The sequence below is a fragment of the Coleofasciculus chthonoplastes PCC 7420 genome (genome assembly GCF_000155555.1).
Classification (GTDB): Bacteria; Cyanobacteriota; Cyanobacteriia; order Cyanobacteriales; family Coleofasciculaceae; genus Coleofasciculus; species Coleofasciculus chthonoplastes_A.
The window spans coordinates 141,976-151,237 of sequence record NZ_DS989847.1; the positions used below are offsets into that span (position 1 = coordinate 141,976).

The 9,262-nt window shown below is 48.6% G+C and carries 16 protein-coding genes; 15 read left to right on the forward strand and 1 reads right to left on the reverse strand.

The genetic code is table 11. The features are described from left to right. The 15 genes from MC7420_RS11395 to larE form a co-directional block, all read left to right on the forward strand. On the forward strand, positions 1 to 588 hold a 588-nt coding region (locus MC7420_RS11395), incomplete at its 5' end, for a preprotein translocase subunit SecY (RefSeq protein ID WP_390435231.1). A gap of 157 nt (positions 589 to 745) precedes the next feature. Beyond that, positions 746 to 1,300, forward strand: a complete 555-nt coding sequence (locus MC7420_RS11400; protein ID WP_006100616.1) for an adenylate kinase — start codon at positions 746 to 748, stop codon at positions 1,298 to 1,300. Positions 1,301 to 1,510: 210 nt separating this feature from the next. Continuing rightward, positions 1,511 to 1,735, forward strand: coding sequence for a translation initiation factor IF-1 (infA, locus tag MC7420_RS11405; RefSeq protein ID WP_006100613.1), 225 nt, complete (start codon positions 1,511 to 1,513; stop codon positions 1,733 to 1,735). Positions 1,736 to 1,822: 87 nt separating this feature from the next. After that, entirely contained in the window at positions 1,823 to 1,936 is a 114-nt protein-coding gene (rpmJ, locus tag MC7420_RS36800) for a 50S ribosomal protein L36 (protein WP_071777214.1), read from the forward strand. A 60-nt stretch (positions 1,937 to 1,996) separates the two neighbouring features. After that, complete coding sequence (gene rpsM, locus MC7420_RS11410; protein ID WP_006100714.1) at positions 1,997 to 2,380, forward strand: 30S ribosomal protein S13; 384 nt, start codon at positions 1,997 to 1,999, stop codon at positions 2,378 to 2,380. 49 nt (positions 2,381 to 2,429) lie between these two features. Continuing rightward, the gene (gene rpsK / locus MC7420_RS11415; protein ID WP_006100602.1) at positions 2,430 to 2,822 is read left to right on the forward strand and encodes a 30S ribosomal protein S11; all 393 of its coding nucleotides are present in this window, start codon (positions 2,430 to 2,432) and stop codon (positions 2,820 to 2,822) included. Between the two features lie 261 nt (positions 2,823 to 3,083). Continuing rightward, entirely contained in the window at positions 3,084 to 4,031 is a 948-nt protein-coding gene (locus MC7420_RS11420) for a DNA-directed RNA polymerase subunit alpha (protein ID WP_006100457.1), read from the forward strand. A 91-nt stretch (positions 4,032 to 4,122) separates the two neighbouring features. After that, entirely contained in the window at positions 4,123 to 4,473 is a 351-nt protein-coding gene (gene rplQ / locus MC7420_RS11425) for a 50S ribosomal protein L17 (protein WP_006100605.1), read from the forward strand. A gap of 9 nt (positions 4,474 to 4,482) precedes the next feature. After that, positions 4,483 to 5,334, forward strand: a complete 852-nt coding sequence (gene truA, locus MC7420_RS11430) for a tRNA pseudouridine(38-40) synthase TruA (RefSeq protein ID WP_006100545.1) — start codon at positions 4,483 to 4,485, stop codon at positions 5,332 to 5,334. A gap of 24 nt (positions 5,335 to 5,358) precedes the next feature. Continuing rightward, complete coding sequence (gene rplM / locus MC7420_RS11435) at positions 5,359 to 5,814, forward strand: 50S ribosomal protein L13 (protein ID WP_006100413.1); 456 nt, start codon at positions 5,359 to 5,361, stop codon at positions 5,812 to 5,814. Next, on the forward strand, positions 5,814 to 6,230 hold the full coding sequence (gene rpsI / locus MC7420_RS11440) for a 30S ribosomal protein S9 (protein ID WP_006100720.1): 417 nt from the start codon (positions 5,814 to 5,816) through the stop codon (positions 6,228 to 6,230). The genes rplM and rpsI overlap by 1 nt, the downstream gene beginning before the upstream one ends. 97 nt (positions 6,231 to 6,327) lie before the next feature. Next, positions 6,328 to 6,573 carry a 50S ribosomal protein L31 gene (rpmE, locus tag MC7420_RS11445; RefSeq protein ID WP_006100490.1) on the forward strand — a complete coding sequence of 82 codons (246 nt, stop codon included), beginning with the start codon at positions 6,328 to 6,330 and terminating at the stop codon, positions 6,571 to 6,573. A gap of 108 nt (positions 6,574 to 6,681) precedes the next feature. Beyond that, positions 6,682 to 7,797: a peptide chain release factor 1 gene (prfA, locus tag MC7420_RS11450; protein ID WP_006100678.1), complete on the forward strand. Its 1,116-nt coding sequence runs from the start codon at positions 6,682 to 6,684 to the stop codon at positions 7,795 to 7,797. A gap of 32 nt (positions 7,798 to 7,829) precedes the next feature. Further along, on the forward strand, positions 7,830 to 8,069 hold the full coding sequence (locus tag MC7420_RS39540) for a hypothetical protein (protein ID WP_157453136.1): 240 nt from the start codon (positions 7,830 to 7,832) through the stop codon (positions 8,067 to 8,069). Between the two features lie 217 nt (positions 8,070 to 8,286). After that, the gene (gene larE / locus MC7420_RS11455; protein ID WP_006100721.1) at positions 8,287 to 9,111 is read left to right on the forward strand and encodes an ATP-dependent sacrificial sulfur transferase LarE; all 825 of its coding nucleotides are present in this window, start codon (positions 8,287 to 8,289) and stop codon (positions 9,109 to 9,111) included. Here larE and MC7420_RS42425 read toward each other — a convergent pair. Continuing rightward, the coding region (locus tag MC7420_RS42425) for a hypothetical protein (protein ID WP_232231689.1) at positions 9,070 to 9,262 on the reverse strand (193 nt) is incomplete at its 5' end. The two genes, larE and MC7420_RS42425, sit on opposite strands and share 42 nt — an antisense overlap.

Below are 9,262 nucleotides of genomic sequence, written 5' to 3' on the forward strand. Positions count from 1 at the left end.
AGTTGGGCGTCGCTCTATCGGGAACGAACGAGCTATCTGCCGCTACGACTGAACCAAGGTGGGGTAATGCCGATTATCTTTGCTTCAGCGGTGTTGATTCTGCCCACGTCTCTGGCTGGCTTTGCTCGTGGTGGTACAGGTGAAGGCTTTTTAGGTTCGCTCATGCAAGGGGTAAATCAGGTGGCACTGTATATCAGTCCGAATGGTCCGACACCCTGGCTGTATGTACTGGTGTATCTGATGTTAATTCTCTTTTTCAGCTATTTCTATGCGTCGTTGATCGTGAATCCGGTTGATATGTCGCAGAATTTGAAGAAAATGGGAGCGAGTATTCCGGGAATTCGTCCGGGTAAAGCGACAAGCGACTATATTGAGCGAGTGCTGAATCGGTTAACATTTTTGGGTGCCATTTTCCTGGGACTGGTGGCGGTTGTGCCAACGGCTGTCGAAAGTGCGACGGGAGTGACCACGTTTAGAGGGCTGGGCGCTACCTCGTTACTGATTTTGGTCGGTGTGGCAATTGACACGGCGAAACAAGTTCAAACGTATGTGATTTCACAGCGCTACGAGGGTATGGTCAAGCAGTAAAATTTCTGCTAGGTCATTGGTTACTTGTCCTTTGTTCGTCGTTGATTAAACCAAAATGTGGTGTCTCGATAATTCAAAGCTGGACTTGAGCAGACATCAAATTGACAAAGGACAAAGGACGAATGACAAATGACAAATGACAAATGACAAATAACCAATGACACGATTAGTTTTTTTAGGACCACCAGGGGCAGGAAAAGGAACCCAAGCTCAGCATATCGCTCAGCTTTATCAGATTCCTCACATCTCTACTGGGGATATTCTACGGAGTGCGATCACCGCATCTACATCACTCGGACAAAAGGCGCAGTCTTATATGGATGGCGGCGAGTTGGTGCCAGATAAATTGATTCTGGATCTAATTCGCGATCGCCTCAAGCAACCGGATACTCAAGCGGGTTGGATTTTGGATGGGTTTCCCCGCAATGTCAGCCAAGCGGCTTTTCTGGAAAATCTACTTCAGGATCTCGATCAGCGGTGCGATTATGCCATTTATTTGGATGTCCCCGATGAATCAATCCTGAAACGGTTACTCTCACGGGGACGCCAAGATGATAATGAGCAGACGATTCGGCGACGCTTGGACGTCTACCGCCAACAGACGGCACCGGTGATTGAGTTTTACCGTGATCACTCAATCTTACGCGAGATTGATGGAGATAGACCAATGGAGGCGGTTACGGACTCTCTCAAGCAGGTGATGTCGAGTTAAGTCATCAATGCCCAAACCGAAAAACGAACGCCGTCTCACTTTTGAGGGATGTTCTCCTCTGGGGTAAGTCGTTACTATTTCTAAGGCTTCCCTTAATTCGGGACAGGCTCTTTGTGGGAGGATTTTGATAACATAAGTTAACACTCCCTGGACAAATCTCTATCTGTGTGGAGGGGAATTAGTGACCAATTGTATTGAGGAACGACAAAATTGGCTAAACAAGACTTAATTGAAATGGAAGGGACGGTAACCGAATCCTTGCCGAACGCAATGTTTCGGGTTGATTTGGATAATGGCTTCAACGTCCTTGCCCATATTTCTGGCAAAATTCGCCGTAACTACATCAAAATCTTACCGGGCGATCGCGTCAAAGTTGAACTCACCCCTTATGACTTGAGCAAGGGGCGAATCACCTACCGACTTCGCAAAAAATAAAAATCGGTAGGGTTGATTTCTGGAGTTATTTGACGCGAAAACCAAAAAATGATATGATAATGTGCTTGCGTTGTAACTAAAAAAACCATGAAGGTTAGAGCATCCGTCCGCAAAATTTGCGAAAAATGTCGCGTTATTCGACGTAGAGGTCGAGTAATGGTTATTTGTCCAAACCCCAAGCACAAACAACGTCAGGGGTAATCCACCAGACTCTATAAGACTCATTTGTAGCACAAAACCAGCAAAAGGGAGAAAAATACCGTGGCAAGAATTGCCAGTGTAGACCTACCTCGCGATAAACGAATAGAAATTGGTCTAACCTACATCTACGGAATTGGTCTATCTCGCTCCAAAGAAATTCTGGCAAAAACGGGCGTCAATCCGGATATCCGCGTCAAGGATTTAAGCGATGCTGATGTAGCCACCCTGCGATCGGTGGTCGAGGGCGACTATCAGGTTGAGGGTGACTTAAGGCGCTGGGAAGCCATGAATATCAAACGCCTTGTTGATATTGGCACCTATCGCGGGCGTCGTCATCGCCAAGGGTTACCTGTGCGCGGTCAACGAACCCGCACCAATGCCCGTACCCGTCGGGGTAGACGTATTGCCGTTGCCGGGAAGAAAAAAGCACCAGCGAAGAAGTAACACTCTTATTCAGTTCACACCCATCATTAAGATAGCCAACTAAAGCGATATGCCGCGACCAACTAAAAAAACTGGTACAAAAAAGCAGAAACGAAACGTTCCCAATGGAATGGCATTCATCCAGTCCACCTTCAACAATACCATCGTCACCATTTCTGACACGCGAGGTGATGTTGTTTCCTGGGCATCAGCGGGATCAAGTGGGTTTAAGGGAGCTAAGAAAGGCACCCCCTTTGCCGCTCAAACCGCTGCCGATAACGCCGCCCGTCGAGCGATAGACCAAGGAATGCGTCAAATTGAGGTAATGGTTAGCGGTCCTGGTGCAGGTCGAGAAACGGCTATTCGCGCCCTACAAGGGGCAGGACTAGAAATTACCCTAATTCGGGATGTCACGCCAATTCCTCATAATGGTTGCCGTCCCCCGAAACGACGTCGCGTCTAGGATTGGGAAATTGGGAACGGGAATTGGGGAAGCCAAACCCAGAGTTTGATTTACTCAATCAAACCTTCACGTTGGTTTAACCCCCATCCGTCTCGACTCGACAACAAAATCAAGTGTCAGCATCGAGCGAATTATGCCAACCACTAATACTTTGCTTAGTGCCACTTGTCCCAAATGGTGGGTTAGGCGCAACAACAATTCAAAAGTACTCGCTTGGTGCTTTTGATGGGTTCCTATGAATTAAAGGAGGGAGGTCACTCCGTGGCGCAGTTTCAGATTGAGTGCGTAGAATCCAAAACACTAAAGAATCAAAGTCAATATAGCAAATTTGTCCTAGAACCTCTCGATCGTGGTCAAGGTACAACAGTTGGCAACGCCCTGAGAAGGGTTCTCCTGTCTAACCTAGAAGGTACAGCAATTACTGCTGTCCGGATTGCTGGAGTCAATCATGAGTTTGCCACCATTGCGGGAATCAGAGAGGATGTCCTAGAAATTCTCCTGAATATGAAGGAAGTCGTCCTCAAAAGTTATACGCCCGGACCCCATATTGGTCGAGTCATGATCACCGGACCCTCAACCGTGCGATCGGCTCAGTTTGACCTACCGTCGGACGTAGAATTTGTTGATCCGGGTCAGTATATCGCGACCCTAGCCGACGGTGCCAAACTGGAAATGGAGTTTCGCATCGAACGAGGCAAAGGATATCGCTCTGTAGAACGGGGGCGTGATGAAACATCTTCAGTCGATTTCCTGCAACTTGACGCCGTATTCATGCCGGTGACTAAGGTGAACTACAGCGTCGAGGATACCCGTGTTGACGGTTCTCTGGAAAAAGACCGTTTAATTTTAGATGTTTGGACAAATGGCAGCGTGTCACCCCAGGAAGCACTGAGTCAAGCCGCTAATATTCTGGTGGATTTATTCAATCCCCTGAAAGATATCGAGCTGAAGCCAGAGCCTGTGGGTCGTCCGGAAGATGAAGATCCAACCAGCCAAATTCCGATTGAAGAACTGCAACTGTCGGTGCGGGCGTATAACTGCCTCAAGCGAGCGCAAATTAACTCCGTTGCTGATTTACTAGATTATAGCCAGGAGGATCTGCTCGAAATCAAGAACTTTGGTCAAAAGTCTGCCGAAGAAGTCATCGATGCTTTGCAAAAACGCTTGGGGATTACATTACCCCACGAAAAATCGGCTAAACCAACTTAAGGATTGAGACTAAATGGCTAATCGTCAACTCGATTAGCCATTCGATTGAAAAAGTTTTCGTTGTTGTGGGATTGTAGAGGAATAAAAGAAAATGCGTCATCGTCGTCGCGTACCTAAACTGGGAAAACCAGCCGACCAGCGTCGAGCGCTGCTCAGAAGCCTAGCTACGGAGTTGATTCGTCATGGTCGGATCACCACCACTAAAACGCGGGCAAAAGCTGTGCGTTCCCAAGTGGAAAAAATGATTACCTTGGCAAAAGATGGCTCCCTAGCGTCTCGACGTCAAGCCTTGGGTTATATTTACGACAAGCAGTTAGTTCATGCCTTGTTTGAAGGGGTGAATGATCGCTATGGCAATCGTAACGGTGGGTATACTCGCGTACTCAGAACCCTGCGCCGTCGTGGGGATAATGCGGAAATGGCTATTATCGAGCTGGTGTGAACTCAAGTCATGTCCGAGTGCGAGGCTAAGCCAACTCAACGCATTGCTCTGGTGATTCAATACTTGGGTACAAAGTTCTCTGGTTGGCAACGACAGCCTCACCATCGCACGGTACAAGCGGAGATTGAGCAAGTTCTGTCCACCGTCGAAGGAAAACCTGTCACCTTACACGGGGCGGGGCGTACTGATACAGGGGTTCATGCCGCTGCCCAAGTCGCCCATTTTAATAGTAGCCGTCCGATTCCGGGAGAGCGGTGGATGCCTATTCTCAATAGCCGACTACCGGAGGATATCCTGATTCGGGCATCAGCCCCCGTACCCGCCAATTGGCATGCTCGCTTTTCGGCGATTTGGCGTCGGTATCGGTACAGTATCTATACAGATGCTTGTCCCAACCTGTTTGTGCGACCGTTTTGTTGGCATTACTATCACGCTCCCTTAGATGAACATCGGATTCAGGAAGCACTGAATCCGCTATGGGGAAAACACCACCTCGCGGCGTTCCATCGCGCCAACTCTGGACGGAAGCATTCCTGGGTCACGGTTCAGGACACCCACTGTTACCGGAATGGTTCATTTATTCATATTGAAATTCAGGCGGATGGATTTTTATACGGCATGGTGCGGCTACTTGTCGGCATGCTGGTAGAGGTAGGGCGGGGCAACCTTAATCCCCACGAGTTTACTCAACTGTGGGTGAATCAACAGCGGGAGCGGATCAAATATTCAGCGCCAGCCAAGGGGCTGTGTTTGTTAAGAGTGGGGTATCCCAATTCGCCGTTCCCGCCAAAAACCTGGTTTGATACTCAGCCTAAGTTCATCTTGCCGACTGAGATGCCCCCCCAATTGTGTTTAGGTTAACTGTATACGTAATCAAAAAAACTCATGCAAAAAACTTACCTGCCAACTCAGGATTCTTTAGAACAAAATTGGTACGTTATCGATGCCGAAGGTCAACGTCTGGGACGATTGGCAACTGAAATTGCCATGATTCTTAGAGGGAAAAATAAACCGACCTATTCCCCGCATATGGATACAGGGGACTTCGTTATCGTGGTCAATGCCGAGAAAGTCGTCGTCACCGGAAAAAAAAGCAGTCAGAAGCTCTATCGCCGCCATTCCGGTCGTCCGGGTGGGATGAAGACGGAAACCTTTGCCCATTTACAAGCCCGCCTACCAGAACGGATTATTGAAAAGGCGGTGAAAGGGATGCTGCCCAAAAATTCCCTCGGTCGTAAACTTTTTACTAAGCTGAAAGTTTACGCGGGTGCAGCTCATCCCCATGACGCTCAAAAACCTCAAACCTTAACCATTGACACCATTCCAGGAGAACAAGACTAATGCAAGCAACAGAACCGATGGAAAATCGCGCTGTTTACTGGGGAACGGGTCGCCGTAAATCCTCAGTTGCCCGGGTGCGCCTAGTTCCAGGGACGGGTCAACTGACTGTTAACGGGCGTCCCGGCGATGTTTACTTTAATCTCAATCCAGCCTATTTAATGGTGACCAAATCACCATTGGAAACTTTGGGTCTAGAAAATGATTACGACATTTTAGTCAATGCTCACGGTGGTGGGTTGACGGGACAATCGGATGCCATTCGCTTAGGTGTGGCGCGGGCGCTTTGTGAACTTGATCCGGCAAATCGCTCTCCGTTGAAGATGGAAGGGTATTTAACTCGCGATCCCCGTGCCAAAGAACGGAAGAAATATGGCTTACATAAAGCCCGCAAAGCTCCCCAATACTCGAAGCGTTAGAATTGGGAGAAGAGAATACGAATCATCAGGGGTGATTTCGCCCCAAACGACACAAACGACAGAACGAAGAAACGCTTGCTCAAAGAGGAAAGTAACCATGCCAAAACCTGATATTCATCCCCAGTGGTATCCAGACGCCAAAGTCTATTGCAACGGAGAAGTTGTGATGACGGTTGGTTCAACCCAGCCCGAAATTCATGTTGATGTATGGTCGGGAAATCATCCCTTCTACACCGGAACCCAAAAAATTATTGATACAGAAGGTCGTGTGGAGCGCTTTATGCGGAAATACGGCATGTTAGAAGGGAATGCCTCGGAGCAGCAATCGTCTAAAGAGAAATAGCGAGGTAGCTTGAAGTGTGTTCGACGGTAGCGGAGCCTAACTCTTAATCGTTAGACTTCGCTATTCAATGCTTTTTTAGGCTATTTAAATGGAGCGATCGCTGTAACCATGGCGGAAACTTACCTACTCGATAAATTACAATCGGTTGAACAAACCTTTCACGAATTAACGCGCCGTTTGGCTGACCCTGATATTGCCACTGATCCGGTGGAAGTGCAACGGGTGGCAAAAGCCCGTTCGTCCCTAGAGGAAGTGGTTATCACCTACGAACTCTGGAAAACAGCCCAGGAGGAACTGACGGGCGCTCGCCAAATCCTCAAGGAAGCCAATGGGGATGGTGAAATGCACGAAATGGCATCCCTGGAAGTTGAGGAACTGCAAACGAAGCTGGAGGAGTTGGAAAAACGCCTGAAAATTTTACTCTTGCCCCGTGATCCTAATGATGATAAGAACATCATGTTGGAGATTCGGGCAGGAACCGGGGGCGACGAAGCCAGTATTTGGGCGGGGGATTTAGTGCGAATGTACTCGCGCTATGCCGAAACTCAGAACTGGCGGGTGAAGCTATTGAGTGAATCTCCGGCTGACATGGGTGGGTTTAAAGAGGCGATTCTGGAAATTCAAGGGGAACAGGTTTATAGCAAGCTGAAGTTTGAAGCGGGTGTTCATCGGGTGCAACGAGTCCCGGTGACGGAAGCAGGAGGACGAGTTCATACCTCAACCGCGACTGTGGCGGTAATGCCAGAAGTGGATGATGTGGAAATTGAGGTTGATCCGAAGGATTTAGAAGTTTCCACAGCCCGTTCCGGTGGCGCTGGTGGACAGAATGTGAACAAGGTGGAAACGGCGGTTGATCTGTTCCACAAGCCGACTGGGATTCGGATCTTCTGTACTGAGGAGCGTTCTCAACTGCAAAACCGAGAGCGGGCGTTGCAAATTCTCCGCGCTAAACTGTATGAAATGAAGCTGCGGGAGCAACAGGAAGCTGTAACCTCGATGCGGCGATCGCAGGTGGGGACGGGTTCGCGATCGGAGAAGATTCGCACGTATAACTATAAGGACAATCGGGTGACGGATCATCGCTTGAGTCAAAACTATTCGCTGAATAGTCTGTTGGAAGGGGATATAGAGTCTGTGATTCAAGCCTGTATTACCCAGGATCAACAGGAACGTTTGGAAGAGTTGGCAACGTCGGACGAACAAGGGGAATCGCTTTTGGCTTAATTGGTATTGGTCATTGGTCATTGGTCATTTGTTTGTGTCATACTCGCTCTTCTTCAAGCAAGCTACGTCATTTGCCATTTGGCTTAAATCTAAATGACAAGAGGGCGGGTTTTGTTGTTGATTTATCGGTGAAGAGGGCGGGTTTTGTTGTTCCGTTAGTGGTGGGGAGGGCGGGTTTTGTTGTTCCGTTAGTGGTGAAGAGGGCGGGTTTTGTTGTTCCGTTAGTGGTGAAGAGGGCGGGTTTTGTTGTTCCGTTAGTGGTGATTAGCTGAATTTAGCCCCTAAACCCGCCCCTACAATTGTCCCTAAACCCGCCCCTACAATTGTCCCTAAACCCGCCCCTACAATTGCCCCTAAACCCGCCCGCCCCTACAATTGTCCCTAAACCCGCCCCTACAATTGCCCCTAAACCCGCCCCTACAATTCCCTACAATAAGGCATAACTTCTGCCTTCTGCCTTCTGCCTTAAAGTCATCTGTCTTGACAACCATGTTAAATAATAAATTTGAACAACTTACCCGCTTATTTGCTCAAATGGATCGGGCATTAATTGCCTATTCTGGAGGAGTTGATAGCACCTTAGTTGCCAAGATTGCTTATGATGTTTTAGGCGATCGCGCTTTAGCGGTAACCGCCGAATCCCCATCTCTGCTACCTGAAGAATTGGAAGATGCCCGGATTCAAGCGGCGGTAATTGGCATTCCCCATGAATTGGTGCAAACCGATGAAATGAATAATCCCAATTATACGGCGAATCCGGTTAACCGTTGCTATTTTTGCAAAAGTGAACTTCACGATACGCTGAAACCTTTGGCGCTGCAACGGGGTTATCCCTATGTCGTGGATGGCGTCAATGCTGATGACTTAGGGGACTATCGCCCTGGAATTCAAGCCGCGCAAGAACGAGGGGCGCGATCGCCTTTAGCCGAAGTGGGGGTGACGAAAGCCGAAGTGCGCCAACTTTCGCAACAGTTAGGGCTTCCCTGGTGGGATAAACCTGCCCAACCTTGTCTAAGTTCTCGCTTTCCTTATGGCGAAGAAATTACGATCGCGAAACTGCAACGGGTAGGGCGGGCAGAAGTTTATTTACGGAAACTAGGGTGGAAAAATTTGCGGGTGCGTTCTCAAGGGGATACCGCACGCATTGAATTATCGCCGGAACAAATTAAACAATTTGTGTTGACCATGGATTTACCAACCCTGGTATCAGCGTTTCAAGATTTAGGCTTTTTGTATGTCACCCTAGATTTAGAAGGATATCACAGTGGTAAGTTAAATCGGGTCGTGAATCAAGATGATAAAGCAATAGTCTAGGGATAGGTTTAGGGACAATTGTAGGGGCGGGTTTAGGGGCAATTGTAGGGGCGGGTTTAGGGGCAATTGTAGGGGCGGGTTTAGGGGCAATTGTAGGGGCGGGTTTAGGGGCAATTGTAGGGGCGGGTTTAGGGGCAATTGTAGGGGCGGG

Coding starts and splice junctions, on each gene's coding strand:
- rpsI (WP_006100720.1), top strand. CDS start 5,814: ATGCAAGCAACAGAACCGATGGAAAATCGCGCTGTTTACTGGGGAACG.
- MC7420_RS11400 (WP_006100616.1), top strand. CDS start 746: ATGACACGATTAGTTTTTTTAGGACCACCAGGGGCAGGAAAAGGAACC.
- prfA (WP_006100678.1), top strand. CDS start 6,682: ATGGCGGAAACTTACCTACTCGATAAATTACAATCGGTTGAACAAACC.
- rpsK (WP_006100602.1), top strand. CDS start 2,430: ATGCCGCGACCAACTAAAAAAACTGGTACAAAAAAGCAGAAACGAAAC.
- rplQ (WP_006100605.1), top strand. CDS start 4,123: ATGCGTCATCGTCGTCGCGTACCTAAACTGGGAAAACCAGCCGACCAG.
- rpmJ (WP_071777214.1), top strand. CDS start 1,823: ATGAAGGTTAGAGCATCCGTCCGCAAAATTTGCGAAAAATGTCGCGTT.
- truA (WP_006100545.1), top strand. CDS start 4,483: ATGTCCGAGTGCGAGGCTAAGCCAACTCAACGCATTGCTCTGGTGATT.
- rplM (WP_006100413.1), top strand. CDS start 5,359: ATGCAAAAAACTTACCTGCCAACTCAGGATTCTTTAGAACAAAATTGG.
- larE (WP_006100721.1), top strand. CDS start 8,287: ATGTTAAATAATAAATTTGAACAACTTACCCGCTTATTTGCTCAAATG.
- rpmE (WP_006100490.1), top strand. CDS start 6,328: ATGCCAAAACCTGATATTCATCCCCAGTGGTATCCAGACGCCAAAGTC.